This is a genomic window from Rothia nasimurium (genome assembly GCF_928391935.1).
In the GTDB taxonomy this organism is placed as follows: Bacteria; Actinomycetota; Actinomycetes; order Actinomycetales; family Micrococcaceae; genus Rothia; species Rothia nasimurium_D.
Genome location: NZ_CAKMTD010000001.1, coordinates 492113 through 517502, shown reverse-complemented (window position 1 = coordinate 517502; position 25390 = coordinate 492113). Strand labels below are relative to the sequence as shown.

Genomic DNA, 25390 nt, shown 5'->3' with positions numbered 1-25390 from the left:
TGGGGCTCCTATAGCCTGGGTTAAACTCCACACCCCGACACCTCACGACTGTGATGTGCCGGGGTGAGTTTTATGGTTTACCGGGTCCAGTCAAGGTCTTCTTCGGTGAGCAGGTCACCCTGGGTGAACTCCGGGGCGGTGAGGGGCTTGACGGTGGAATCCACGGCGGGAGGGGAGAAAGCCTCAGGCGGGGTCGTGTGGCCTGACAGGGCCGTCATCTTGCGGGCCGTGACGAAGACCCGGGTTTCAAGGGAACCGACGAGCGCATTGTAGGAGTCAACCGAGCGGCTCAGGGCCCGCCCCATACCCTGCAGATGGGTGCCAGCGGTACCCAGACGGTCATAAAGCTGGGTGGCTAAAGTGAAAAGCTCACGGGCGTTGTCGGTTAGAGCGTCCTGCCGCCAGGAAAAAGAAATAGCTTTGAGAGCTGCAAGCAGGGAGACCGGGGACACGAGAGCAACGTTTTTGGTTGCAGCGTAATCCAAGAGGGCCGGGTCTGCAGTCAGGGCAGCAGACAGGGCAGATTCAGAAGGGACAAAGCAGAGGACAAGCTCAGGCGAACTGTGGAAACCCGCCCAATAGTTTTTGGAAGCAAGAGCATCGACGTGGGCTCTGAGGGCCCGGGCATGCTGGGCGAGATAGGTTTTCTGGTCGTCAGAATCCTCAGCTTCCTGGGCCCGGAGATAGGCAGCAAGGGGTGCCTTGGCGTCGCAGATAATAGTTTTCTCACCGGGAAGGTTGATCACCATATCAGGACGGATAAGACGGTCCTGCCCCTTGGCGTCAGTGCTAGTGGCTGTGGCCTGTTCAAGGTAGTCAATATGCCGGGCCATACCAGCGGCCTCCACAATCCTGCGGAGCTGGGCTTCACCCCAGGTACCACGAGCCGACGAAGAACGAAGGGCCCCAGCCAAAGCACCTGTTGCTTCCCTCAGCTGGGCACCCGTGCGGTTGGTTTCGGCAAGAGCCTCAGCAAGACCCCCATACTGCTGGGCCCGCTGAGTCTCCATCGTGCGTACAGACTTTTCCATTGTGGCTAACTGCGTCTTCAACGGGGCAAGAGCTAGGAGGACGTCCTCGTCCTCTTCAGCTTTCACCGTCAGCTCCTGGACGCGATCGGTCAGCAGGGCTTCAGCCCGCTGGGCAGCGGCAAGATCAGCGGTGAGCCTGGCATTCTTTTCCTTAAGGGAGTCGACGGACCCGCTGCTCGCCCGTCCCCAAAGGTAGCCAGCAACCGCCCCCAAGACCAGGGCAAGAAGGACCGCAAGAAGTGCTGTTGAAGTAGCCATACCCCTTACTCTACCCAGCCGATAGCTGGCCGTCCTGTTTAACCGACCGGGGAGGCCCCACTCCACCAGAACCGAGCTCAACCTGATTGGTGCAGATCTCACATTCTGCGTTTCTCACCTGTTCATCTAGGAACAAAGGGGGTGTCCTACACTGGTTGCATGCCCTACCTTTTTCTTGCGCTCGCCATCGGGGCTGAGCTACTTGCCACGAGCCTTTTGAAGTACACCGAAGGGTTTACCCGGCTCTGGTTTACCCTCGGTTGCCTGGCAGGTTATGGTTTTGCCTTTTTCATGCTGGCTCTGGCGGTGCGGGACATTCCGGTGGGTGTGGCCTATGCTCTTTGGTCGGGGCTGGGTACCGCTGCCATTGTCGCGATTGGGGCGGTCTTTCTGGGGGAGCCCATCACCCTAGTCAAGGTGGTGGGTATTTCCCTGATTGTTGCCGGTGTGCTGGTGCTCAACCTAGGCGGGGCTAGCCACTAGCCCCCAGACCCTCACACCCGTGGAGGACGCCGGTGGGCGGCCAGGTGCCCTGCAACACCTAGCCGCCCACCGGCGTCCTTTCTAGTTCTGGTAGCAGATTTCTTCCCAGACGGGCCGGTAGCCCAGCTCCTCATTAACCTTGATCATGGCCGGGTTGACGGCCGAGTTCATGGTAATAATCTGCCGAATGTGGGGCGCGGACGCCGGCAGGCGGGTATGGCTGAGCACCTTGAGGGTGCGGGAGAGACCAAGGCCGCGGTGCTCTGGCATGACCACTGTAGATTCCTGCCAGGCTGAGACATTGCCCGGGTGGGTGGGGTAGCTCAGTGCTGTGAGGGCCGCAACCGTACCCTGGTGCAGGGCGGCGGCATACATGAGACTGTCACCGGCTGCGTGAGCTTGGGCCTCCATCTCGCGTAGGCGCTCCGGGGTGAAGTCCGCGGCGACCTGCTGGGCCTCACCTGTGGGTTCGTCTGCTTCCAGCTGGTGGTAGGCGGCGGCTGCCGAGTCTAAATACTGTTCAGGAATGTGGTTGTCCCAGACCTCAAAGGTGTAGGCGGGGTCGGCTATTGTCTTGCGCTCAGCCGCCTGTACGAGGTCAGTAGGAATTGGCAGGGGAGCGATTCTCGTGATAGCAGAATTCTTAGGTTCTAGGCCCAGAAGAGCCGCAACCCTATTGATAGGCAGGGCGGGGTCGTCCTTGTCGTCATCCTGCATGAGAAAGCCGTAGTAGGTGATGTGGACGCGTCCACTGGGTCTGATAGCCTCGGCCAGGGCATGGCGGGTAAGCGCCTCTTCCAGGCCCCGCCCCTCAAAGTCGGGGTGGACAGCGAGTGCAAAAGTGAGGCCGTCGAGGTTCTCTTTCAGGGGGGAGTGATACCAGCACAATACCGAGAATTTGCCCCTGAACCTCGGCAACCCAGCGGTGGTTTTCGTAGTAGCTGGAGGGGGCAAGAATAGCCCGCCGTTCTTCGACTGATGTAGTTAACGGGAAGCCGTAGAGCTTTTCCTCGCAGGCAGAATCGAGGGCGTTGAGTTGCTCCATGTCGTCATCGGAGTCGAGGTTGATGGGGCGGATGGTGATGTCTTGGGGCGAAAACTGCTCTGATGTCATGCTGACCAGCTTACACGACTGTGGTGTAGGTAACTGAAGTGGTTTGGGGTGGGGGCGGAAAGGTAGGGTTTCTCCTGCCTATGACCGTTTACAGCCAGCCGTTTTCTTCGGCCCGGTGGGCGGCGTCGTAGCGGTTCTCTGCCTCTAGCTTAGTAATGGCGCTGGATAGATGGTTCCGTACCGTTCCTTGCGAAAGGTGAAGGTGGGCCGCAATGGTCATGATGGAGGCCCCATCTCTCGCTGAGTGTAAGACCTGTTTCTCACGATCGGTAAGGGGGCAGGGGCCCATCGCGAAGCTCTCAGCTACTAGCTGCGGATCAACTACCCGCAGCCCTGCATGGACCTTACGAATAGCCTCAGCAAGCTGGTTTGCCGGTGTATCTTTCACAACGAAACCGCTGACACCGGCTTCAAGGGACCTCGCGAGGTAACCGGGCCTACCAAAAGTAGTGACGATGAGGCTACGGCAGGGTAGACGATTCTCCTTGAGTTGCTGGGCCACACTAATGCCATCCATACCAGGCATATCAATATCGAGCAGGACGACATCTGGTTGGGTCTGGCGAACCAGCTCAAGCACCTGGTCCCCGCTCCCGCAAGAACCTACAACCTCAATGTCTGGTTGTAAGGAGAGTAAAGCGCCAAGGGCTTCTAGCACAAGCTGCTGGTCATCAGCTAAAAAAATCTTGATGGGGTTCATGCTTCAGACTCCTCTAAGGGGGAGACGTTACCGTTCATAGTAACAAGCAGGCGAGTTTTGCCCTGGGTGTCGAGCAGGAGATCACCGCCGGATTCTTTGACTCTTTGGTTCAGGCCAGATAAGCCATTTCCCCACGTCAGAGACTGTCCACTTGTGTGGGGTCCGTCGTCAATAATTTCGAGTCGGTCAGCTTCAACCCTGATCCAGCAGTTTTCTGCACCGGAATGCCGAATGACGTTCGTGACCCCTTCCCGCAGGACCCAACTAAACAGGGCAGAGTTGGGGCCGAGTACCTGGGCTACTTGGGCGCTGGGAAGATGAGCATTAATCCCCGCTGCGGCAAGGGCCTGAGAAGAGGCGAGTAACTCTCCTGTGAATGTAGGGGTTTTCAAACGGGTGACGGTGGCCCGCACCTCAGCTAAGGCCGTGCGGGAGAGAGCAGAAACGTGCCGCATTTCCTGCTGGGCCCGGGAAGGATCAGCTTCGACCAGGGCTGAGGCCAACTCCGCTTTGAGGTTGATAACAGTTAGAGAGCGCCCCAAAATATCATGGATGTCGCTGGCGATACGTTCAGCTTGCTCGGCTCGTTGTTGCTGCTCTCGGCGCAGGACACGTGCGTCACCGTAGGCTGATAAAGCCGCCATGACCAGGATGAAGCAGGCACCGGTCATAAAACCGTACCCTCCCAGCGGGTAGACACCGGGGTAGTAAATAACCATAGCGGCAGAAGAGAGGGCCGTGACAGCAACCCCCACAGGGAGCCCGATACGCGGTGGTGTTTGGAAGGCCCACATAGCAACAAAGTAGGTGGAGAGATAAAACCACCAGGGGCCCCCAATGTAGGTCAAGGCTACCGTGGGGATGAGCAGGAGTAAGCACCAGTAGAAGGTAGTGTGCCATGTTTCCCTACCTCGTAGCAGCCAGGGGGCGCCGTAAGAGGCAAGGTAGACCACGGCAAAGAGTGCCAAGGCACATAGGCTCAGGACTTTTGGTGCGCTGTCTAGCTGGTCGCTGAGCAGAACCTGGCTGAGAGGGAAAACCAGAAAAACCAGCCAGATTCCGGCGAAGCCAACGGACAGCCAATCAATACGCTGTCGGGTGGGAATTTCGGTGCCCATACTATCTATCTCCTCAGTGCCAGATTGAGCCTACCGTAGTTGTACTAGCGGGCCAGAGAACGCTTGCGAAGCAGGACACAGGCTCCTATAAAAATTATCCCCCAGACTGCTACATTCACTAGCGCAAAGTGCAGGGGTTCGGTGATCATCCACTGGTTTGAGTCGCTCGTAATGGTATCCCCCGCAGTAAACGGATAACGGGCTAGCTGGGTGACTCCGTACATGGGTGTGAAACGGGCGTAGTCCATCAGCGATAGGGGCAGGGGGCTGAAGGTGGTACCGAAAAAGGCAAAGAACACGAGGAAACCTGTCGCAACGGAAACAGCCCTGGCAGATTTGACGAGACGGGCAACAGCAATTCCGTAGAAGACAAAGATAGAAGAGGCCGCAATGGAGATCAGAGCACAGGCCAACTGCTGTGCAGCGGGAATCTTCGTATCGGTGATGAGGGCAAGAAGATTGACCACCAACACCGGCAGGGAGGTGGTAACAAAAGCGTTAATGACTTTGCAGAAAAGAATAGTTGAGCGGCGGATAGGGGTGAGTGCGAGTTGCCGTCCCCACCCAGATTCGACCTCTATGACGGCGCTACCTGATGAGGAAACAGCCCCAGCCACAGCCCCATAGACCGCCATGCCTACCATGACGTAGGCGGAGGCGCTGCCGTCCCGGAAAGGAAGGCTACCGTAATCTTGCAAGACGCCGAAAAGCAGATAAAACCCTGCTGGCATCATGACAAGGTAAAAGAGGGTAGAAACATTGAGGAGGGAATGCTTGAGATCGTAGAAGATAAAGCTAAGAGTTTGCATGGTTAAACCTTGTTGCTTGTACTATGAGCGGTGAGGTGAGTGAAAGCCTCAGAGAGATTGGGCGCAATTATTTCGAGGTCGGTGATGGTGTGGTTCTGGAGCAGGTAGAGGGCGAGCCCCTCAGCGTCCTGGCAGCGGAGGGAATGATGTGTCTGATTAATCGTGTGGTTACTGATACCCCAGGCGTCGGCCTGTTCCTGGGGCAGGTGCAGGGCTGGGTTGTCCACTGTGAATCGGACGAATCGGGCACCTGCCGTGTCGCGGATGTCCTGTGGGGTGCCGTCCATCATGACCTGCCCATCTGCTAACACCACGATTCGTTCGGCAAACTCCTGTGCTTCTTCAAGGTAGTGGGTGGCAAAGATAATTGTTGTACCGGCTTCAGCCCGCCGCTTCATTGCTGCCCAGAAATGTTCACGGGCGTTGACGTCCAAACCTGCCGTGGGCTCGTCTAGGAACAAGAGATCCGGGTCGCCCAAAAGTGCCATAGCAAATTTGACTTTTTGCTGTTGACCGCCTGAGCACTTGCCGATTTTTCTGCGAGCCAGGTGGCTGATACCAGCGGCCTCTAAAGCAGCCTTTACGCTGGGACGGGTAGGGTAGGTTGCCGCAACCATTGCAACCTGGTCGTAGACCGATAAATCATTGAGCAACCCACCTGTTTGCAGGACGGCGCTGACCCGCCCATTAGCAACAGCCTGCCTGGGCGACGAACCCCACAGCATAATCCTTCCGCTGGTGGGTTCAGTAAGCCCCAGCAACATATCGATAAGGGTGCTTTTACCGGCACCGTTTTCACCCAGCAAGGCAACGATTTCACCGGTATTTACCAATAAACTGATATCTTTGACGGCTTCCACCTGGGTCGTACGGGTGCGGAAAGTCTTGCACACATCGAGAATTTCAACTGCTACACTCATACCTTAAGTTTCACGCCAGGTCAGGGCCTTAACTCAGTCCAAAAGTCACGAGCTTCCTCTGACATTTGTCATGCCCCTGCCCCCGGCGGAACCGGCTGGGGCCTGCCAGTAGAAGCAAACTCACCCACCCGCGTCCTGCTAAAGCGACAGAGCAGGCACCATTCCTAGTAAACTGGGCACTAAGAACACCCCAAGCAAAGGTTTATTTTTTCCGTGGCTTTAACTATTGGAATTGTGGGTCTGCCCAACGTCGGCAAGTCAACCCTCTTTAACGCACTGACCAAAAACAACATCCTGGCAGCGAACTACCCCTTCGCAACCATCGAACCCAACGTGGGCGTCGTCAACCTGCCCGATGAGCGCCTGGCCCGCCTGGCTGAAATCTACGGCTCCGAGCGCATCCTGCCCGCGACCGTCTCCTTCGTTGATATCGCCGGTATCGTTCGCGGCGCCTCCGAAGGTGAAGGCCTGGGTAACCAGTTCCTCGCCAACATTCGCGAGGCCCACGCGATCGCCCAGGTCGTCCGCGCCTTCGACGACCCCGACGTCATTCACGTTGACGGCAAGGTAGACCCCGCCAGCGATATGGAAACCATCAACACCGAGCTGGTGCTGGCTGACCTGCAGACCCTGGAAAACGCTATTCCCCGCCTGGAAAAGGCCGTCAAAATCAAGAAGGGCGACCCCGCCCAGCTTGAGGAATACAAGAAGGCCCAGGCTGTACTGGAACAGGGCGACACCCTGATTTCCAAGTACGAAGAAGCAAAGATCGATATGGCCCTGCTCAAGGAGCTGAACCTGCTCACCTCCAAGCCCTTCATCTACGTCTTTAACTCGGACGAGGGCGTCCTTGCCTCTGAGGAAAAGCAGGCTGAACTGCGCGCCATGGTAGCCCCCGCTGAGGCCGTCTTCCTGGATGCCAAGCTTGAGGCCGACATGGTTGAGCTCTCTGAAGAAGAGGCCCGCGAAATGCTAGAGATGAGTGGCCAGGACGAGTCCGGCCTCGACAAGCTGGCCCGCGTCGGCTTCTCCACCCTGGGCCTGCAGACCTACCTGACCGCAGGCCCCAAGGAAACCCGCGCCTGGACCATCACCAAGGGCGACACCGCCCCCCAGGCCGCTGGCGTCATTCACACCGACTTCGAGCGCGGCTTCATCAAGGCCGAGGTTGTTTCCTTCTCTGACCTGGACGATGCCGGCTCCATGGCCGAGGCCAAGGCCCGCGGCAAGGTCCGCATGGAAGGCAAGGACTACATCATGCAGGACGGCGACGTAGTAGAGTTCCGCTTCAACGTCTAGCCTGTAGCCTCTGATCATTGAGTGGCCGGTAGCTCCCTAGAAGGAGCTACCGGCCACTGTTGATAGAAAAGGAAAACCCTATCTTTTCTCAGAAGTGAATAGGTAAACTGTGGGTATGAGCACTAGAAGTCTGAGCAGAGAAAGCCTAGAGCGCAGGTCTTTACTTCAAACCCACTGGCAGCCGTTTACGGAGCTGCTGGAACGCTACGGTGCCTCTAATCCCCAGCTTTTTGGGTCTGTCGCCCGGGGTACTGCTGGCCCAGAAAGTGACTTAGATATTCTGGTAGAGATGGACCCCGCTGATGGTAACGTCTTGATGAGGGCAGCGGGTCTTATCGAGGAAACCCGTAACCTTCTGGGTACTCAGAGGGTCGACATTTTTCCTTTACAGCTCCTTAAAGATCAGGTTTCGCAGCAGGCCCTGGCTGAGGCAGTTCCTCTATGGCAAGACTAGTGAGCCAGCGCATTGATGATATTTTGCGCGCTATCAGTAACTGCGAGGACTATCTTCAGCTCATTTCTTCTGACCCGCGTCTCGTGAGGATGGGGGAGGACGCGATTGAACGGAATCTGCAGGTTATCGGTGACGCTGTGAAAACGCTCCCGGAGACCCTAACCGAAGCTTATCCAGAGATTCCATGGCCACAGATTCGTGGCCTGCGAAACATACTGGTTCATGAGTATTTTGGTGTGGACATTGAGCTGGTTTTTGAAGTTGTTAGGATTTATCTCCCACCGCTGAAGCACTGCCTAGAAAGCCTGGAGGTTCTTGGGCAGGACGGCGACGTGGTGGAGTTCCGCTTCAACGTCTAGCGTGTAGCCTCTTAGAGCAAAACCCTCCCGGTTGCGTACGGACGCATGCTGGGAGGGTTTTCCTTTTCTGCACAGGTCTTCGTGGTGGGGCCTATGCTCATGTAAGGGAATATAGGATAACGGGGTTCTTGCCTCTATCTGGGATAATAGGGTTTGATCAATCCACTTTTTGACTGACGGAGATACCCATGTCTGATACCGCTGCCCCCGCCTGCCCTGCCTGTTCCGAAGAATACTCCTACCAGCAGGGGGACCTCTGGGTCTGCCCCATGTGCGGCCACGAATGGGCTGAAACCGACGCCGACGACACCGCAGACACCCCCACCCAGATCCTCGACTCCGTCGGCAACCCCCTGGCAGACGGCGACTCCGTCACCATCACCAAGGGCCTCAAAGTCAAGGGCGGCGCCGACATCAAGGCCGGCACCAAGGTCCGCGGAATCCGCCTCCTGGAAAGCCCCGTCAACGGCCACGACATCGAAGCCAAGGTACCCGGCGCCGGCCAAATGTACCTCAAGTCCTCCGTCGTCAAAAAGAACTCCTAACCACCAGAAAGCCAGCAGCCCATGAAATGGTTGGTTTGGGTGGTGGCCATCGCCGCCTACGTTTTCTCCATCGTGAACCGAAGCTCCTTCTCAGCCCTAGGAGCTACCGCCCAAACCCACTTCGGGGTAGAAGCAACAGTCGTCTCCCTCTTCATCGTGCTGCAACTGGTGGTCTACGCCAGCTGCCAGATACCCGTCGGAGCCCTCCTCGACCGGAAGGGCGCCCCCGTCCTCATCGCCTCGGGCCTGACCCTCATGACTGCGGGGCAAACCGTCCTGGCTGTTAGCGACTCGGTGCCCACCGCCGTCCTCGCCCGCCTGCTGGTGGGTAGCGGCGACGCCTGTATCTTCGTGAGCCTGATCCGCCTGATCTCAGACTGGTTCACGCCCAAGCAAATACCGGTCGTCAACCAAATCAGCGCCAACGTGGGCCAGATGGGCCAGCTGCTGGCCGTCACCCCGCTGGTGCTGCTGGTGAACGGGCTCGGCTGGAGAGGCGGCTTCCTCACCCTCGCCCTCATTGGGGCTACTCTGTTGGCCCTGGCGCTGACGGTCCTGCGGTCCTCACCCAGCACCCCGAGCCTGGCTGCTTCCCTCTTCACGATGGGGAAAGGACGCCATCTGGGGCAGGACGGCAACCAGACAAGCCTGAGCGCAGCCCGGGCCGACCACCCCTACCCGGTCACCGATTCCCTGCCGATCCTCACCGGGGCAGATGCCCGTCCGGGCAAGCAGAAGAGCAGCCCCGGTTTCGCCCGGAGTATTCGGGAGGCCCTAGCCTACCCCGGGGTACGCCTGGCCTTCTGGGTCCACTACTCAACAGCCTCCATGATCTTCTCCCTCATGCTTCTGTGGGGTATGCCCTTCATGACGGGCGGGCTCGGCTACAGCACCGCCCAGGCCTCCGGCGTCCTGAGCACCGTGATCGCCACTATCATCATCGCTGGTTTCTTCACCGGCTCCATCCTGGCCCGCTTCGCCCCCTACCGGGTGCACATCGCCGGGGCCAGCGCCTTTCTGAACCTGGCTACCTGGTCTGCTATCTTTTTCTGGCCCGGCCAGGCCCCGCTCTGGGCCCTCTACCTGGGCGCAATTACCCTAGGAATCAACGGCCCAATTTCTATGGCCGCCTTTGAAGTTGTTCGGGCCCATGTTCTGCCCACCCAACGCGGAATCGCTACCGGTATCGCCAACATGGGCGGCTTCGTCGGGGCCCTGATTTCCATCTTCCTCATCGGTCTTGTGCTCGACCGCTTCGGCGCAGGCACCCCCGATACCTACGCCCTCGAACCCTTCCGCTGGGCCATGGCCAGCCACATCCCCGTCGTCCTGACCGGCCTGACCATGATGGCCCTGCTCTACCCCAAGGCTAAACGCGACCTCCAAGCCCGCCAGGCTTAAAGAAGAGCCCGCCCCCACCGAACCTGGGGCAGGACGGGCAAAGAACAGGAAGAGGCGCGTCCTTGCCCACACTTTAGCCCAAACCCTGGGCAGGGGTAATCCGTAAACCCTAGAATGTATAGCCGCGACGAAATACGAATTGTGAATGGAGAAACCCCTTGAATAAAACACCCCTCCTGCTGATGTCGGCAGCTACCCTGGCCCTGCTGACTGCCTGTGGCGGCTCACCACAGGCAGAATCATCAGAAGCAACCAGCACAAGTGCTTCAGTATCTGCTTCTGCCTCAGCAACCCCTACCGCTTCTCCTAGCCCTTCTGTTGAGCCGACCACCGAAGCACCTGCCCCCGAGGCTACTGAAACCCCAGCAACTGAAGAGTCACCTGCTGAGGAAACTCCCACCGAAGAACCCACCCCTGCCGACCCTTTCCCCGGCACCACTTTCGCTGAAAACGGGGTCGCCTTCTTCGTACCCGAGGGCTACACCCAGGACGCCAGCCCCTCCCAGCCTGAAATTTTCATTTACCAGTTCACCCACTACGAAACCGCCGAGGAAGCCCTAGGCCGTTTCATGGTGGGCACCCCCTACGCCAACCCTGACCAGCGTCAGGCTGAGGAGGTCGAGAAGGAGCTGATTGAGCGCCTGCGGTCTGCCTGGTCAATCAAGGAGGTTGGCGCAACTGAGTCCTACACCCGTGAGGACGGGGTGCAAGTAGTCCGCACCCAGGTGCGCTTCGCTTCGGGCGGCAACCCGGGCTACCTCTTTACCTACAGCAACGGTATTGAGCTCATGCACTCAGCGATTCTGCTTGAAGAAGAGAACGCCGAGTTCATGAAGAAAATTGAGGATTCCATCGCCTTTGCCTGGTAAGTAGCCAGGCCACTATGAGCTAAGGGCCCCCACTCCCTGGACGGAGTGGGGGCCTTCTTGTGAGCCTATTTTTCTGAGCTGAGGTAGGACGCCAGGTGCTCGCCGGTGATGGTCCCGGCGGTGACCAGGGCGGCGGGGGTTCCTTCAAAGACGATGGTGCCGCCGTCGTGGCCAGCTGCGGGGCCGACGTCGATGATGTGGTCGGAGTGGGCCATGACAGCCTGGTGGTGCTCAACGCAGATGACGGTGGTGCCAGCGTCAACCAGCTGGTCGAGCAGGCCAAGGAACTGCTGGATATCTGCCAGGTGTAGGCCGGTGGTGGGCTCATCAAAGATGTAGGTTCCGCCGGGTTCAGCCATGTGGGTGGCGAGTTTGATGCGTTGGCGCTCGCCGCCGGAGAGGGTGGAGAGGGGCTGGCCGAGGGTAATGTAACCCAGCCCCACATCCACCAGACGCTGCAGGATCTTGGTGGCTGCGGCCAGCTTGGTGTCCTTGGCGCTGAAGAAGGCGAGGGCGTCAGCGGCTGAGAGGGCCAGAACGTCGCTAATGTTCTTGTCGCCCAGGCGGTATTCGAGCACGCCGGGGGAGAACCGCTTACCCTCACAGGCCTCGCAGATGGCGGTGGATTTCTCCATGAAGCCCAGCTGGGTTTCAATCACGCCGGTACCCTTACACTCGGGGCAGGCGCCCTCAGAATTGGCGGAGAAGAGGGCAGGCTTGACCCCGTTGGCCTTGGCGAAGGACTTGCGGATGGGTTCTAGCAGGCCGGTGTAGGTGGCCGGGTTGGAGCGGCGGGAGCCCTTGATGGGGGACTGGTCGATGTAGATGATGCGATCGTCGCTGTCCGCGTGCTGCTCTAAGAGCTCGATGATTAGGGAGGACTTACCAGATCCGGCAACACCGGTAACGGTGGTCAGGACGCCGGTGGGCACGGCAACAGAAACATTCTTGAGGTTGTTGCGGGTGGCGCCGGTAACCTGCAGGGCCCCGATGGCCGGGCGGACGGCGTCCTTAAGCCCCTGCCGGTCGTAGAAGTGGCGGGAGGTGACGGTATCTGCCTGCTGCAGCCCCTCAAAGGCCCCGGCATAGACGACGGTGCCACCGGCAGAACCGGCGGCCGGGCCCATGTCGATGATGTGGTCGGCAATGGCGATGGTTTCGGGCTTGTGTTCAACGACGAGGACGGTGTTGCCCCGGTCGCGCAGGCGCAGCAGGAGCTGGTTCATCTTGGCCACATCGTGGGGGTGCAGGCCCGCGGTGGGTTCATCAAAGACGTAGGTGACGTCGGTGAGTGGGGAGCCCAGGTGACGCACCATCTTGGCCCGCTGGGCCTCGCCGCCTGAAAGGGAGGAGGCTGAACGGGAGAGGGCGATGTAACCGAGGCCGATGGTGACCATAGAGTCGAGGAGGTGTTCTAGGGCCCCAAGGAGGGGAGCGACCTCGGGGATATTCTGCTCGCGTACCCAGGCCAGAAGATCGGTGACCTGCATGTCGCAGAGCTCAGCAATGTTCACTCCGTTGACCTTGGATTCCAGGGCTGCCTGGGAGAGGCGGGTGCCGCCGCAGTCAGGGCAGGCAATGAAGGTAACCGCCCGGTCAACAAAGGTGCGGATATGGGCCTGCATACCCTCCTTATCCTTGGAGAGCATGGACTTCTGAATGCGGGGAACCAGACCCTCATAGGTCATGTTGATCCCTGCGATTTTCATCTTGGTGGGTTCCTTGTAGAGGAAGTCCGCCAGCTGCTCCTCCGTGAAGGTCTTGACAGGAACATTGGTGGGGTAGAGGCCAGATTCCTTGTAGAGGCGGGCTGACCAGCCACTGGTGGAGAAACCGGGGACCTTGAAGAAGCCCTCGTCCTCCATGGTCAGGTTCTCGTCATAGAGCTCGGTCAGGTCAATCTGGCTGGTACGCCCCAGGCCCTCACAACGGTTACACATGCCACCCGCCCGCGAGAAGGTCACATGCTCCACCTTGCCGTCGCCCACCTTCCGGGCCCCGGTAGCCTGCACACTAGCCTGGTTAAAAGAGAAAGCAGTGGGGGAGCCCAGATTAGGGGTGCCGACGCGGGCAAACAGCATACGGAGCATGGGCAGGGCGTCGGTGGCAGTGCCCACCGTCGAACGCGGATTAGAACCCAGACGCTCCTGGTCGACGATAATCGCGCTGGTCAGACCCTCAATAGAATCCACCTCGGGGCGATCCTGGTGGGGCATAAAACCCTGGACGAAAGCCGAATAGGTTTCATTAATCAGCCGCTGGGATTCAGCCGCCACCACCCCAAAAGCCAGCGAAGACTTACCCGAGCCAGACACCCCGGTAAAAACCGTCAAACGGCGCTTAGGAATCTCAACCGAAACATTTTTCAGGTTGTTATTGCGGGCACCGGTAATACGAATCAACTGGTGAGTATCAGCCGGGTGGAGAGCCTGAGAAGGCACAATCTATCCCCTTGAAGTCTGTGAGTGATGTGAATGCTAGTTTACCGCCAGACCCGGCAGGGGGCATTAAGTTGAGAGAGGAAGACCTTGCACCACCAGGTTAGCTGGGACACAATGGGGTTATGGCTACTACACATTTGAATGGAACCGACATCCACACCACCGGCGATCTGCCCGCAGTAGGCTCAACCGCCCCCGCCTTCACTCTGGTTGGCGCTGACCTAGAAACCGTCAACTCCACCGACTTCGCAGGCCAGAACCTGGTCCTCAACATCTTCCCCTCCATCGACACCGGCGTCTGCGCCACCTCCGTCCGCACCTTCAACCAGAAAGCCGCCGACCTAGACAACACCAAGGTCATCTGCATCTCCCACGACCTCCCCTTCGCCCTGGGCCGCTTCTGCGGCGCTGAAGGTATCGAAAACGTCGTCACCGCCTCAGCCTTCCGCGACACCTTCGGCAAGGACTACGGAGTCACCATGACCGACGGCCCCCTAGCAGGCCTACTGGCCCGCGCCATCGTCGTTATTAATGCAGCTGGCGAGGTCGTCCACACCCAGCTCGTCGACGAAATCCCCACCGAACCCGACTACGAGGCAGCGCTCGCAGCTCTCTAAAACCAACATCACTTACGCGGTGGGTATATCCCTTCCGCCTGCTGACCCTCTCCCAGCTCGCGCTGGGGCGCTCGCGGGGATTCATGCCAGCCCCAAGCCAGCAGGCTTTCAGGGATATACCCACCGCTGTGTGCAGAGGCAGGGTACAGCTAGGTAGGGACGGGCATATCACGAGCCGATTGGATGGGTCTGGCGTGAATCGAGTGCGATGAGCGCCAAGATTCCGAGCGCGCGAGGAAAATAATCTTGGTGTGAATCTGGTGAGCTTGCGAGCCAGTCAGCGAGCCTGCGAGAGGGTCGATCGGCGAGGATATGCCCGTCCCTGCCCCTCTATCTAAACTACCCAGTTCGCCAGGATGACGCAGGCGGCGGTTCCGGCGATGAGGGAGAGGGCCAGGTTCTTGCGCCACAGGTGCGTCGCAACCGTCACGATAGCCCCTGCCAGGTAGGGCAGGGCCGTCTCACGGGAGGAGTAGTCGATCTCTGCTAGCACATAGAAGCCTAGGCAGATGATGGCGCCCATGGGTAGCCAGGCCGCAAGGTTAGCTATGAGGACTGAGTCTTTGAGCGCTGACTTAATGCCGAAGGGAATCAGGCGCAGGGCAAAGGTGATACCGGCGGCCAGGAAGATTGCAGAGAGAATGTAGCCGGTGCTAGGCATGGGGGACCTCCTGGGCGGGGGCCTGGGTGCGCCCGGTGGTAAGGTGGCGGATGATGAGCAGGGCCACCAGGGTCAGAAGGGACACTAGGAGCATGGAATGAGGGGCCAGGACGATGGCCGTCAGCGAGGCGGCTACCGCAAGGGAAGCGGTGACCCGGTCTTTGACCGCCCGGTAGGCGTCGATGGAAAGAATCAGGAACATGCCCGTCATGACGAAGTCCACGCCCTCCAGGTGGGAGAGGAAGGCTGTACCCACAATAGCGCCCAGGGTGGAGCCGCCCCACCAGGAGACCCAGAGTAGTACGGACACCGTCATGATTCGAGAGCTCCGAAAGTTTTGGGACCCGGGAGCCGTATTTAGGGCGTAGGCCTCGTCGCAGAGCATGTAAACAGCCAGGGCCTTGGCCAGGTTCCCCTTGACGTTCTGCAGGGGGTAGGAGATTCCGTAGACCAGGTGCCGGGCATTCATCAGCAAGGTGGTTGAGGCGATGAGGGTGAGTGGGGCTGAGGCGGCAATCAAGCCCACCAGCAGGAACTCCACTGATCCGGCAAAGACGATCGCTGAGAGGGCCGGGGCCACCCACCAGGGCAGACCAACCGAAGACACCAGGACGCCCAGGCCCATGCCCATCACGATAAAGCCGACGCAGAGCACCCCGGCAACCTGCAGGCCCTCCCGGAAGCCGCTTTCCCCGGGGAACTGGGACTGGTGCCCACCCTCGATGGGGGAGGCAGGTCCAGCTGCGGGGGCTGCGTCCGGACGGCTCCCGACGCTAGGTGCCGGGGAAGCGGGGGATAAGGAGGGCTTAGGCTGGTGCATAGGACTAAGTGTAGGGAAAAAGAGAGGCAAGGTGCTTGCTCAATCTTGCTAAATACCCCTCATCTGAGCAATATTAGACCTATGGACTCACTAGATAGAGCAATAATTGACGAGCTTGCTCGGGACGGCCGCCTCAGCAACCAGGAACTAGCCTCCCAGGTGGGGCTCACTCCTGCCCCCTGCCTGCGCCGCGTCCGTCGCCTCGAAGAAGCCGGAATCATCGAGGGCTACACAGCCCGCATTAACTATGAAGCCATGGACGAGGGCTTCGAGGTGCTAGTCTTTGCCGATCTTTCCCGCAACGATATGGCCAGTGTCAACGCCTTTGAGTCCATGATCCTAGCCAGCCCCCAGGTCATAGAGTTTAGGCGCATGTTCGGGGTGCCTGACTACTACATCAAGGTGCGGGTCAAGGATTCTGCCGCCTACGAACGCTGGTACTCAGAAATTGCCGCGAACCACGAACACATCCTCCGCATTGACTCCCGTATCACCATGAAACTGCTCAAAGCCCCCTAGGGTAGAAATAAAACGACCCCGCCCGCGTGTTACCCACCTACCGGCGTCCGCGCCAATAACCCCACACAGAAAGGTATCCCATGACCGAGAACCCCACCCGCACCCAGGACCCCAACTACCGCGCCGTCACCGTCGAACGAATCGGCCGCAAGCACTACCGGGCCACCAACCCCCAGGGCGCAACCCTGGACTTCGGCCAGGGGGAGGGCCTGCTCACCCCCGTCGAGCTGCTCCTAGCTGCCATTGCCGGCTGCTCCTCCGTCGACGTGGACGTCGTCACCTCCCGCAAGGAAGAACCCGAAACCTTTGAGGTGCTGGCCTCCGGCATCCGCCAGGACGAGGACGGCGCCGTCCGCATGGACGATATTGAAATCAGCTTCAACGTCCGCTTCCCCGCCACCGACAATGGCGCAAAAGCCCAGGCCATGGTTGACCGCCTCATCAAACTCTCAGCTGAAAAGGACTGCACCGTCTCCCGCACCGTTGAGCACGGGGCTTCAGTTACCTTTATCAACGAGAACAAGGACGCTCACTAGCGGTTCCTGCCCCAGCAGAGATAAAGCTAAATCACGTTGGTCGCCCGGTGGGACGCTCGGCCCCCGGTGGTAATCTTTAGGTTGTCTTACGCCCCTTAAGCAAAACTGTTGGGGCTCATTACCACCGAAAGTAGAACCACTTCATGTCTACTGAAGCGCAGTCTGCACCCACCGGGCAGACCAAAGAAGAGCTCAAACGCGGGCTCGCAAGCCGCCACCTTTCCATGATCGCCATCGGCGGCGCCATTGGCACCGGCCTCTTCGTTGCCTCTGGCTCCACCATCGCAGAAGCAGGCCCCGGCGGTGCCCTGCTGGCCTACGCCCTCATCGGCATCATGGTCCTGCTGCTCATGCAGTCCCTGGGCGAAATGGCAGCTAACCTGCCCGTAGCAGGCTCCTTCCAGACCTTCGCCTCCCGCTACGTCTCAGACTCCTTCGGCTTTGCCATGGGCTGGAACTACTGGTTCAACTGGGCCATCACCGTCGCTGCCGAACTGGTGGCAGCTGGCGTCATCATGTCCTACTGGCTCCCGGACGTCCCCGGCTGGATCTGGGCAGGCGTCTTCCTGGCCATTATCCTGGGCATCAATATCCTCTCCGCCCGCTCCTACGGCGAATCAGAATTCTGGCTGGCGACCATTAAGGTGGTCACCGTTATTGTCTTCCTCATTGCTGGCGTCGCCATGATTTTCGGTATTCTGGGCAACCACGGCACCGGTTTCGCTAACTGGACCGACGGCGAAGCCCCTTTCAAGGGCGGCTTCCTCTCGATTCTGGCTATTTTCATGGTCGCCGGTTTCTCCTTCCAGGGCACCGAAATGATCGGCGTGGCCGCTGGTGAGTCTGAGAACCCCCGCCGCGACGTGCCCCGTGCCCTCAAGAGCGTCTTCTGGCGCATCATGCTCTTCTACATCGGCGCCATTGCTATTATCGGTACCCTGATTCCCTACACCAGCCCCAACCTGCTCCGCTCCGACGCAACCGACATCGCCTACTCACCCTTCACCATGGTGTTTGAAAACCTGGGTATCGCCTTCGCCGCGTCGGTCATGAACGCCGTTATTCTGACCGCGATTCTCTCAGCCGGTAACTCGGGCCTCTACGTCTCCTCCCGTATGCTCTATGCGCTGGCTCTGGAAGGCCGTGCCCCCAAGATTTTTGCCCGTGTCAACTCCCGCGGCATTCCCATGCCCGCCTTGCTCATGACCGCCGCGATCGGCCTCTTTGGCTTCATCTCAGCTATCGTGGGGGAGGGCTCAGCCTACACCTGGCTGATCAACATCTCCGGCCTGTCTGGCTTCATCACCTGGGTGGGCGTGGCTATCTGCCACTACCGCTTCCGCCGTGCTTACATCGCCCAGGGGAACGACGTGAACGACCTGCCCTACAAGGCTCCCCTCTTCCCGATTGGCCCCATCGTCGCCCTGCTGATGTGCCTGCTGGTGATTGCTGGCCAGAACTACAACGCGGTCTTCGCTGGCCACTGGTTTGAGGTTGTCTCAGCCTACATCGGCTTGCCCATCATCATCGGTGTCTGGCTGGCCCACAAGCTGGTCACCGGCTCCAAGACCATCCCCCTCAAGGACGTCGACGTGTCAGGTCTTGAGGTCACCGGCAAGTAAACTGCCCCAGACCTACCTCTACAATGACCTCGGGCCCGGCCCCTACCATCTGCTCGATGGTAGGGGCCGGGCCCTTGGTGTGCGGGGTGGGGCGTCCTAACCCTGGGTAACCTGCGGGATACTACCGGTGCGGGGGTTGGGGGCCGGGGCGGCACCTGCCTGGGGGTAGAAGCGGCGCTGCATGGCCTCAAAACCGTTATCGGCTAGAGTCTCACCGGCACCCGAATAGAGGTTGATGACGGAGTCGGCTCCCAGCTTGTCGAGTTCCTGCAGCTCATCGACGTGCTGGGCGACAACACCGATGACGGCCTCTGAACCAGCCTCAATAACCTGCTGCATGGCGTCGACGTTGGTGCCGTGGGCGGGCATGGCCAGGAGTACCAGCTCAACCTTTTCAGCAGCCGTGACTCGCCGCCAGAAAGCCGGGTCGGTGGCGTCGGCCTCAACCACCCGGTAGCCCTTACTGGTGAGGGTATCGACGCGGGGCTCGGAGCTGTCCATACCAATGACCTTGAGCCCATACCGCTCGGTGAGGGTGGTGTAGGCTGCCGTACCCAGGCGGCCCATGCCGATGATGATGGCCTGGGCGTCGCCGAAGTCGACGGGCCGTTCCTCGGGGTGCATTTTGTGTTCGGGGACGACCGGGATTCTGCTGGCCAGGCGCTGGGGCAGTTTGGAGCCGCGCATGTTGAGCAGGGTGGAGAGGACGAAGCTGAAGGAGACAGCAAGGGAGAAGGTCACCATCCAGGATTCATCGACCAGGCCGGTGGCGCTGGTCATGGCAACGAGGATGATGGCGAACTCGGAGAAGTTGGAGAGGGTCAGGGCGGTGAGGATGGTGGTACGCGGGGTCAGGCCGGTCAGGCGCAGAATGAGGGCGTAGGCTGCGGTGTTGATCGGGATCAGGAGTAGGAGGATGAAGCCGAAGAGTGCCTGGTCCAGGGTGGGGGTGGCTGAGAGCCCGATGGAGAGGAAGAAGCCAATGAGCATGAACTCCTTGAGGGAGAGCAGGGTGTGGGAGAGCTCGTTGGATTTAGGGTGACTAGCCAGCAACATACCCATGACGAGGGCGCCAAGATCGCCCTTGACGTGGAAGAAGTCAAAGAGCCAGTAGCCGGGGACGAAGGCCATAACCACTCCGTAGAGCACCAGAAGTTCCCCGTGACCGACGCGGGTGAGGCCCTTCTTGAAGAGCCAGGCCGCCGGGATGAGCAGTAGGAGCAGGACGGCCCAGGGGCTGGGGGCGTGTTCACCGGTGGCGGCGACGAAGAGCACGGCGAAGAGGTCTTGGATCACCAGAATGCCGATGGCGGTACGGCCGTAGAGGGAGCGGGAGTCGGAGCGTTCGTCCAGGGTCTTGACGACGAGGACAGTGGAGGAGAAGCTCAGGGCGAAGCCGAGAATTGCTGCCTGGGAGAGGTCAAGGGTGCCGGTGGCGCCCAGGCCGAGGGCGACGAGGAAGAGGATGAGGCTGGCCCCGCACAGGGTGGTGATGAGCATATGGATGGAGCTGGTCAGCCAGACCTCCCGGCGCAGAAGCAGGCGGACGTCCAGCTTGAGGCCAATGGTGAATAGTAGGAGGGTGACGCCTAGGTCCCCGAGTTCGGTGATGATGCCGAGTTCTTCGTAGCCAGCGAAGTTCAGGGCGATACCTGCTGCCAGAAAGCCGAGGAGGGGTGGGAGCTTGATCATCTTGGCTAGCAGGCCAAAGAGGACCGGGACCAGGAGGTAGGGGATATATTCGGACATAGGGCTCCCTGGGGTTGGGCTGGGTTGTTTCTCTAAAATTTTACTGGGCGCTGGCTATCTTCAGTTGCCGTCGGGTGGCGTTCGAGGTGCGGACGTCCCTCACCCGCTGGGGTGGGGGCGGGCTAGAATGGTGGGGTTTGGTTTTGTTTTTTGTAAGTGTTCTGGGTTGAAAGGTGTGGCCGCGTGGCTAAGCTCTATTTCCGTTTTGGTGCCATGAATTCGGGTAAGTCTACTGCGCTGCTGCAGGCTGCCCATAACTATGAGGAGCGGGGCCAGCGGGTGCTGCTGGCCAAGCCGCAAGTGGATACCAAGGGTGATACTGGGATTGTGTCCCGCCTGGGGGTAACCCGTCAGGCCGATTTTTTGGTGGGGGCCGACGACTCGGTGCGCGAGCTCTTCCATGCTGCCGCTGAGCCTAATGCCGATGACGACCGCATGCACTGGCATCTGCCGGTCTCTTGCCTGCTGGTGGATGAGGCCCAGTTTTTGACCGCTGAGCAGGTGGATGATCTCATGCGGATTGCGGTAGAAGAGAACGTGCCGGTGATGTGTTACGGCATTCGTACGGATTTTAGGACGCGGGCTTTCCCCGGCTCTGCCCGCCTGCTGGAGATCGCCCATACCCTTGAGGAACTGAAGACTATTTGCCGGTGCGGACGGAAGGCGCTCTTTAACGGCCGTACCGTTGATGGAAAGTTTGTTTTTGCCGGTGACCAGGTGGCCATTGACGGCGTGCACGTGGGCTACGAGTCGCTCTGCCCCACCTGCTACCTGGAGGAATCGGGCGGCAAACTCTACCAGTAGCTCCCGCTTCACCGGGTAGCTGCGAATACATTTCCCTTGAAGGACAGCTCAATAATAAGTATTCTTATTTTAAGTTGTATTTAAGGAGGTATGATGAAGCTTCGCTCTTTTTTACTGCTACCTGTGCTCGCGCTTTCTCTGGTTGCTTGCGGTGCAGGCTCCCAGGCTAAAAGCTCGGGAGAACCCGATATTTCTGAGCAGGCAACGACCTCATCGACTGCTACCTCCACTGGTGAAGAAAACTCTTCCCCATCTGCTCATCCTTCGGCCGTTCCAACTTCTGCAGTTTCGCCGACATCATCGTTATCATCACCCAACCAGGTGCAAAATGACAGAGTGGAGCTCACTCGCTTTTACCCTGTATCTGAGCAGATCGCTGCTGATGGGAAAGTCGGTATTCTGACTACTCCTACAGGCAATATTGGTTGCGATATTTGGGCAACCGATGGTATCGCTACTTGCGGTGTGAAGTCTTATTTTGATGAGGGTAAATATCCTAATGATTCTGGGATTGGCTCAAGCTGGGTCTTTGCCCTAGGTGATGATGTTTCTGAGGTCGAGATTGCTCCGCGTGGGGACGCCATGTTCTTCATGATGGGCCAGCAAGAAGGGCACCCTCCCCAGGTGCTCGAGTATGGCACCAGTGTGCAGTATGGAACGGTTGAGTGCACTTCGGAGATAGAAGCTCTCACCTGCTCCAATACTGCAACGGGCAGAGGTGTCACGATGAGCGCTGAGGGCTACACCACCTTCTGATGTCTCAGTAGTGAATGGCGTATAAAGGGTGTTGTGTTTCGCTGTGAGATTGATGTATATTGATTCTCACGATTCAGAAGACCAACGATAAGCCCTTTGACTTGTTGGCTGGCAACCGCCTGACGCAGACGGTGCCCTCAAAGGAAAATCGGTCACCCTGCCACAAGGCTCGGTGAAAGCGCGATTATGAGGAGGCTCGCTGTGGTTTCACTTTTCCCTTTTTCTAAGTTCTCAGCTTCATCAAAAGCTTCTTCAGGTTCTTCACACGCTAGCCAGCAGGAAAATGCTGTGCCTCGTCAGCGGTGTATCTTGCACTCGGCGGGTCATGGAATTGTCCCGGCAATTGGCATCAATGCTTCGAAGATGACCTGGCAGGAAGCTACGATTATGGCTGTTCGCGGTACTCACGTGCAACTGAAAATCAACGGACAGAGCCGGAATTTCTGGAATCATGATTCAACTCGTCTTTTTGAGTTTCTTAGCGCGACGGACGGCCAGGTACGCGACGCATCGGGGGAGAGAAAGGACGCAGGTGCCCCCGTTCTTCTATGGAACGAGGAGCACAAGCTACTCGGGCTGCGAGATGGCAAGATCTTTTCTTTAAGCCATCTTTCATCTGAGCCCCTGACTGCTTGCGTTACCGCTCAAAACCGCTAACTGAGAATCTAGGCGAAAACCATATGCGAAAAGGCTCCGCAGGTTGTACCTGCGGAGCCTTTTCAGGGGTTACTTCAACCATTCCATCACACCATTCAGCGTGGCGCTTTGACGCATCACCGCTGATGCCTTGGCGTCCTTAGGCATGTAGTAATTGCCGAAAACAACATATAGGCAAGGAGAGAGTAAGGGTCTTGGAGAGTCCTCATTTAACTTGTTATTGCCATGCATCTACTGTTGATGCGGGTAAGACTGTATAGCTTTAGTAAGCATGAGAACTAGAAATCTAAGAGGCTTATTCAAAAGTCCCACCCGCAGCCAAAAACACCAACCCCCGCACCACCGAAAACACCCGCCCATACAACCCTAACGGCCGCCTAAACCCCGTATGAAGAATCCGCCAAGTCTTGATGTGAGCGATAACCCGCTCCACCACCGACCGTAGCCGATTCACCACCCGGTTATTCCGCTTCTGCTCCCGGCTCAGCCGTTGGCCCGGCTTACGCCTGGCCGGGGTAGCCAACCCCAGACCCACATAGCCCTTATCAGCCAGAGTCGAGGAATCCAGCAGCTGATCTAGCCCGTGAACCTTGAAGGCATATGCATCATGCCTAGCCCCAGGCAACGGGTCAGTGATGGCTAGGAGTCTGCCATCTAGGGTGCAGATGACTTGGTGGTTGAATCCGGCTCGTTTGTGCTTTCCAGAGAAATTTGTTTTACCAAGTGAACGCCAATTCCACGTGGGTATCAGGGTCCCATCGATGACCAAAGATCCTGGTACTTTAAGGCTTTCTTTCAAAGGCTGAATCAGCGGAGTGAGAATCTTCTTCAGGGCCTTTTCGATGGTGTTGATAGCTCGTGAGACTGTCGATTGAGAGACAGCAAAAAGTTCTGCGAGGAGTTCTTCGGTGAGGTTATGGCGGTGGTAGAGCAGGGTGATTTTGAGGGCTTGGTCGAGGGTTAGTGCTGGTGGTCTACCTCTGTTGATGGGTGTCCAGGTGGTGTGGTTTTTGAGGACAGTGAGCAGTGTGGCGAATTGGGTTGGGGTCAGGCCGGTGGTACGGTGGTGGTGCAACGGTTCCTCCGGTGCGGTGCTGAGAATATTACTGGCGTTTTATCCTCTAGGTTGCCGTGTGGTGGGGCCGTTGTCTAGTTGGTGGGTTGGATTTTTGAATAAGCCTCTAAAAGCGACTCCTGAGTATATATTTCCTGTTTAACAGTGAAATTTTTTGTAAAATAGTTTTTTGTTTCATCTTTACAGTGTTCAAAAATAAAATTATTTAAATCTTGCAGAGATCGAAGCCAAATTTCTCCAAGTTCAGGCTTCGGTAAATAAAATAATTTAACAGGGGTTTCTCGATTGAGCATTCGAACCATATTATTGAGAGTTCCTTTGCTGACCTCAATATTGTTGAAACGGTTTAATTTTGTATCCTGCCAGATTGTCATTCCAAAATTTGCATGGTTGCACATTTCTTCATCTTTGAGCATCTGTGCAGCCCTTGTGAACTTTCCATTTTTAAAGTGTTTGGGGTTATCTGTGTCAATAAAAATTTGGTGTCGATCCCAATTTTGATTTGCAAAGTTTCTCGGAGAATCGCCTACATAGTATATTGAAACATTTTGATACTCTTTCTTGTTGAGGTAGTTTTGTATCTCTTTATCCACACCAGGAGCATCTCCGACTAAAAATTCCATCTCTTTATCCATAGCGTTTTTGATGGATTTATGGATAGAATCCTTTAAGAGGCCGAATCGGCCAGATATGCTTCCACTTACAAATATTTTATTGGTCAATTGACACCTCTTTGATGCTCCAATACCCCTTATCATTCTTGCTCATCTGTATATTTAACTGTGTGTCGTATTGCTTTCCTCTATATAGATCTTCGATAATCTTAAATCCAGTAGCATTTTCGAAAATATTAACATTTTTGGGTGTGCCATCAATTAGCACTGTTAGGCTGTAAAAAGCGCTGCCAAACTTAGTGATGCGCCGCTTTGAGTTTCTTGCAAGATGAGCTTTATAGTGCTTGGGTATACCTCCGTGCTTATTTTTTGTGAAGCTAATGAATGTAATTTTACAGTGTGGATTAAGTGATTTTATAGCATTTATTGAGTATTTTGCTGAGTCGCCTGATTGGAATAGGTCATCAATAAGAAGAATATTTTCTGGGAGGTTGTTTCGAGTGCAGCTTATCGCGCTTTGGTCAATTTTGCTGTTTTTTGCTTGTTTAGATGTATTCTTTTTTAAGCCCTGTTCAATGAGTTGAATTGATGAAATTTTGGAAAATTCTGCAGCAACCCTGTAGACTGGTTTATTTTTAAGAAGACTAGGATTTTCTGCGTAGCTTGGCACGGGAAGTATTGCATCGAAATTTGAGATTTTAGTATTATGGCTAAGGAAATAAAACAGAATGTATGCAATCGTCTTTGTTAGTCTTGTTAGTTCGTTGTCGTGAAGTTCTTTTTGGTATTTTAAATCATGTACTAGTTGGCCGATTGGGGTGTAAGTCTTTGGAGCTGAGCTGTAAAAATCAATGGCAAAAGATTCTTCTGCTTCTTCTAAGTTTAAATTAATAATCTTATTTTCCCGTGTCGGGTCTTGATGATGTTCAAAGTTGCTAGAACCATAGCCTTGGGAGGTTTGATAGTATTGTGAATAGGTTGGGGTTGTTGTTGTATTCTCATTTACCGGCTGTCCGGTCTGGTCCCACCATGGGCTAAAATGGGAGTCTTGCATTGATAGTTTCTCCTTGTCTTGCTGGTAAAAATGAATAAATTTTTTACAGAGGTGAAATCCAGAAATTTTATATGTAATTTCTTACATTGTTTATAGGTGAGTGTA

At 57.1% G+C, this 25390-nt stretch carries 28 protein-coding genes and 1 riboswitch; of the genes, 14 read left to right on the top strand and 14 right to left on the bottom strand.

Going from position 1 to position 25390, the window contains the following annotated elements:
* Positions 1–77 precede the first annotated feature (77 nt).
* Positions 78–1289 (bottom strand): DNA recombination protein RmuC, encoded by a 1212-nt coding sequence (locus L7A15_RS02360; RefSeq protein ID WP_237208053.1) that lies wholly within the window; start codon positions 1287–1289, stop codon positions 78–80.
* 159 nt (positions 1290–1448) lie between these two features.
* On the opposite strand from L7A15_RS02360, the gene L7A15_RS02355 reads away from it, so the two are divergent.
* Positions 1449–1772: a DMT family transporter gene (locus L7A15_RS02355; protein ID WP_237188064.1), complete on the top strand. Its 324-nt coding sequence runs from the start codon at positions 1449–1451 to the stop codon at positions 1770–1772.
* A gap of 81 nt (positions 1773–1853) precedes the next feature.
* On the opposite strand, the gene L7A15_RS02350 is transcribed toward L7A15_RS02355, so the two are convergent.
* The 6 genes from L7A15_RS02350 to L7A15_RS02325 all read right to left on the bottom strand — a co-directional run bounded on the left by L7A15_RS02350 (position 1854) and on the right by L7A15_RS02325 (position 6433).
* A complete protein-coding gene (locus L7A15_RS02350) occupies positions 1854–2660 on the bottom strand; it encodes a hypothetical protein (RefSeq protein WP_237208052.1) in 807 nt (268 codons plus the stop codon).
* Positions 2584–2886 (bottom strand): hypothetical protein, encoded by a 303-nt coding sequence (locus L7A15_RS02345; protein WP_237212268.1) that lies wholly within the window; start codon positions 2884–2886, stop codon positions 2584–2586. Before L7A15_RS02345 ends, L7A15_RS02350 begins: the two co-directional genes overlap by 77 nt.
* Positions 2887–2974: 88 nt before the next feature.
* Positions 2975–3586 (bottom strand): response regulator transcription factor, encoded by a 612-nt coding sequence (locus L7A15_RS02340; RefSeq protein WP_237208051.1) that lies wholly within the window; start codon positions 3584–3586, stop codon positions 2975–2977.
* Complete coding sequence (locus L7A15_RS02335) at positions 3583–4704, bottom strand: sensor histidine kinase (RefSeq protein ID WP_237200297.1); 1122 nt, start codon at positions 4702–4704, stop codon at positions 3583–3585. Before L7A15_RS02335 ends, L7A15_RS02340 begins: the two co-directional genes overlap by 4 nt.
* 44 nt (positions 4705–4748) lie before the next feature.
* Positions 4749–5513: an ABC transporter permease gene (locus tag L7A15_RS02330; protein WP_237188073.1), complete on the bottom strand. Its 765-nt coding sequence runs from the start codon at positions 5511–5513 to the stop codon at positions 4749–4751.
* Positions 5514–5515: 2 nt separating this feature from the next.
* Positions 5516–6433: an ABC transporter ATP-binding protein gene (locus L7A15_RS02325; protein WP_237188075.1), complete on the bottom strand. Its 918-nt coding sequence runs from the start codon at positions 6431–6433 to the stop codon at positions 5516–5518.
* A 213-nt stretch (positions 6434–6646) separates the two neighbouring features.
* On the opposite strand from L7A15_RS02325, the gene ychF reads away from it, so the two are divergent.
* The 6 genes from ychF (at position 6647) to L7A15_RS02295 (ending at position 11360) form a co-directional block, all read left to right on the top strand.
* Positions 6647–7732, top strand: a complete 1086-nt coding sequence (ychF, locus tag L7A15_RS02320) for a redox-regulated ATPase YchF (protein ID WP_237188077.1) — start codon at positions 6647–6649, stop codon at positions 7730–7732.
* 115 nt (positions 7733–7847) lie between these two features.
* Positions 7848–8186, top strand: coding sequence for a nucleotidyltransferase family protein (locus L7A15_RS02315; protein WP_237208050.1), 339 nt, complete (start codon positions 7848–7850; stop codon positions 8184–8186).
* The gene (locus L7A15_RS02310; protein WP_237208049.1) at positions 8186–8545 is read left to right on the top strand and encodes a HepT-like ribonuclease domain-containing protein; all 360 of its coding nucleotides are present in this window, start codon (positions 8186–8188) and stop codon (positions 8543–8545) included. The genes L7A15_RS02315 and L7A15_RS02310 overlap by 1 nt, the downstream gene beginning before the upstream one ends.
* A gap of 188 nt (positions 8546–8733) precedes the next feature.
* A complete protein-coding gene (locus L7A15_RS02305) occupies positions 8734–9090 on the top strand; it encodes a zinc ribbon domain-containing protein YjdM (protein WP_237208048.1) in 357 nt (118 codons plus the stop codon).
* Between the two features lie 21 nt (positions 9091–9111).
* Positions 9112–10491 carry an MFS transporter gene (locus L7A15_RS02300; RefSeq protein WP_237208047.1) on the top strand — a complete coding sequence of 460 codons (1380 nt, stop codon included), beginning with the start codon at positions 9112–9114 and terminating at the stop codon, positions 10489–10491.
* Positions 10492–10649: 158 nt separating this feature from the next.
* Positions 10650–11360 carry a hypothetical protein gene (locus L7A15_RS02295; RefSeq protein ID WP_237208046.1) on the top strand — a complete coding sequence of 237 codons (711 nt, stop codon included), beginning with the start codon at positions 10650–10652 and terminating at the stop codon, positions 11358–11360.
* Positions 11361–11425: 65 nt separating this feature from the next.
* Here L7A15_RS02295 and L7A15_RS02290 read toward each other — a convergent pair whose 3' ends face one another.
* Entirely contained in the window at positions 11426–13801 is a 2376-nt protein-coding gene (locus L7A15_RS02290) for an ATP-binding cassette domain-containing protein (RefSeq protein ID WP_237208045.1), read from the bottom strand.
* A 122-nt stretch (positions 13802–13923) separates the two neighbouring features.
* Here L7A15_RS02290 and tpx point away from each other — a divergent pair, with 122 nt between their 5' ends.
* Positions 13924–14418, top strand: coding sequence for a thiol peroxidase (gene tpx, locus L7A15_RS02285; protein WP_237208044.1), 495 nt, complete (start codon positions 13924–13926; stop codon positions 14416–14418).
* A 334-nt stretch (positions 14419–14752) separates the two neighbouring features.
* Here tpx and L7A15_RS02280 read toward each other — a convergent pair whose 3' ends face one another.
* On the bottom strand, positions 14753–15079 hold the full coding sequence (locus tag L7A15_RS02280) for a branched-chain amino acid transporter permease (protein WP_237208043.1): 327 nt from the start codon (positions 15077–15079) through the stop codon (positions 14753–14755).
* Positions 15072–15899 (bottom strand): AzlC family ABC transporter permease, encoded by an 828-nt coding sequence (locus L7A15_RS02275; protein WP_237208042.1) that lies wholly within the window; start codon positions 15897–15899, stop codon positions 15072–15074. The genes L7A15_RS02280 and L7A15_RS02275 overlap by 8 nt, the downstream gene beginning before the upstream one ends.
* An 81-nt stretch (positions 15900–15980) precedes the next feature.
* On the opposite strand from L7A15_RS02275, the gene L7A15_RS02270 reads away from it, so the two are divergent.
* The 3 genes from L7A15_RS02270 to L7A15_RS02260 all read left to right on the top strand — a co-directional run bounded on the left by L7A15_RS02270 (position 15981) and on the right by L7A15_RS02260 (position 18576).
* Complete coding sequence (locus L7A15_RS02270; protein ID WP_237208041.1) at positions 15981–16418, top strand: Lrp/AsnC family transcriptional regulator; 438 nt, start codon at positions 15981–15983, stop codon at positions 16416–16418.
* A gap of 80 nt (positions 16419–16498) precedes the next feature.
* On the top strand, positions 16499–16954 hold the full coding sequence (locus L7A15_RS02265; protein WP_237208040.1) for an OsmC family protein: 456 nt from the start codon (positions 16499–16501) through the stop codon (positions 16952–16954).
* A 143-nt stretch (positions 16955–17097) separates the two neighbouring features.
* Positions 17098–18576: an amino acid permease gene (locus L7A15_RS02260; RefSeq protein ID WP_237208039.1), complete on the top strand. Its 1479-nt coding sequence runs from the start codon at positions 17098–17100 to the stop codon at positions 18574–18576.
* Positions 18577–18672: 96 nt separating this feature from the next.
* On the opposite strand, the gene L7A15_RS02255 is transcribed toward L7A15_RS02260, so the two are convergent.
* Entirely contained in the window at positions 18673–20325 is a 1653-nt protein-coding gene (locus L7A15_RS02255) for a cation:proton antiporter family protein (RefSeq protein ID WP_237208038.1), read from the bottom strand.
* A gap of 183 nt (positions 20326–20508) precedes the next feature.
* On the opposite strand from L7A15_RS02255, the gene L7A15_RS02250 reads away from it, so the two are divergent.
* From L7A15_RS02250 to L7A15_RS02240, 3 genes are all read left to right on the top strand, one after another.
* Positions 20509–21129, top strand: a complete 621-nt coding sequence (locus L7A15_RS02250; protein ID WP_237208037.1) for a thymidine kinase — start codon at positions 20509–20511, stop codon at positions 21127–21129.
* 90 nt (positions 21130–21219) lie between these two features.
* A complete protein-coding gene (locus L7A15_RS02245; protein WP_237208036.1) occupies positions 21220–21885 on the top strand; it encodes a hypothetical protein in 666 nt (221 codons plus the stop codon).
* A gap of 70 nt (positions 21886–21955) precedes the next feature.
* A riboswitch (SAM riboswitch) is annotated at positions 21956–22072 on the top strand.
* A gap of 14 nt (positions 22073–22086) precedes the next feature.
* Positions 22087–22542: a hypothetical protein gene (locus L7A15_RS02240; protein ID WP_237208035.1), complete on the top strand. Its 456-nt coding sequence runs from the start codon at positions 22087–22089 to the stop codon at positions 22540–22542.
* Between the two features lie 295 nt (positions 22543–22837).
* On the opposite strand, the gene L7A15_RS02235 is transcribed toward L7A15_RS02240, so the two are convergent.
* The 3 genes from L7A15_RS02235 to L7A15_RS02225 form a co-directional block, all read right to left on the bottom strand.
* Complete coding sequence (locus L7A15_RS02235; RefSeq protein ID WP_237212267.1) at positions 22838–23617, bottom strand: transposase family protein; 780 nt, start codon at positions 23615–23617, stop codon at positions 22838–22840.
* Between the two features lie 74 nt (positions 23618–23691).
* Entirely contained in the window at positions 23692–24339 is a 648-nt protein-coding gene (locus tag L7A15_RS02230) for a hypothetical protein (RefSeq protein WP_237212266.1), read from the bottom strand.
* A complete protein-coding gene (locus tag L7A15_RS02225) occupies positions 24329–25285 on the bottom strand; it encodes a hypothetical protein (RefSeq protein WP_237208033.1) in 957 nt (318 codons plus the stop codon). Before L7A15_RS02225 ends, L7A15_RS02230 begins: the two co-directional genes overlap by 11 nt.
* Positions 25286–25390: the final 105 nt, after the last annotated feature.